This is a genomic window from Leucobacter sp. M11, from assembly GCF_035726885.1.
GTDB lineage: Bacteria > Actinomycetota > Actinomycetes > Actinomycetales > Microbacteriaceae > JAPFRB01.
In genome coordinates this window covers 231,514-232,212 of sequence record NZ_JAPFRB010000001.1, presented here as the reverse complement: position 1 = coordinate 232,212, position 699 = coordinate 231,514, and the positions used below count along the sequence as shown (strand labels likewise).

Below are 699 nucleotides of genomic sequence, written 5' to 3'. Positions count from 1 at the left end.
CTATCCCGGGGTGGACTGGCGGAGCCTGACGGAGACCGCGTGGCACGCGGCCGGGCCCTCGGCCTGCTCGGTGATGCGGTGATCGGAGAGGCGCAGGGCGATGTGCGTGTCGTCGGTGACGGCTCGCACGCCCGCGGCGTAGGCGATGGCACCATCGACACGCTTCCGGTCTGGTTGCAGACCTGGGCGAACATCAACCCCGTCACGCACGCGATGGACGCCGCTCGCGGGCTGCTGAGCGGCTTCCCGCTCGGTGACTCGGTGACCCTGACCCTGCTCTGGTCGGCGGTGATCTTCCTGGTGTTCTGCCCGCTCTCGGTCTGGGCCTTTGCGCGGAAGCGCTGAGGGGCAATCGCGCCACTCACCCGCGGAAGCGGTGGCCGCTGGTGGGAGGACGTGACCGGGACGCTTCGCCCGGGGTTGCGTTCGGGCCCGCTTCTGGGCCATCGTGGAGGGGTTCGGGGCGCCCGGTGCCGTCGCTCCGGGGGATCGCGACACCAGTGCCTGTGTTGCGCGCGCAACAGAAAGAAGTGAACCATGACCGAACGTGACCCGTCCACGCTCTCCGCGGGAGACCTCAGTGATCCGAGCATCGAGGCCGCCGAGCTCGCGCGAATCGCACCGGCCCGGCCAGACCTGTGGGCGCAGATCCTGGTCCACCCGAACTGCTACCCCGGCCTGGACGGCTGGATTCGACAG

At 70.0% G+C, this 699-nt stretch carries 2 protein-coding genes; both read left to right on the top strand.

All coding sequences use genetic code 11. The annotated features are described in order from the left end of the window. A partial coding sequence (locus OOT08_RS01145) for an ABC transporter permease (protein ID WP_325090747.1) occupies positions 1-345 on the top strand: 345 nt, incomplete at its 5' end. 192 nt (positions 346-537) lie between these two features. Continuing rightward, positions 538-699: variant leucine-rich repeat-containing protein (locus OOT08_RS19005; protein WP_442916167.1), on the top strand; the 162-nt coding region annotated here is incomplete at its 3' end.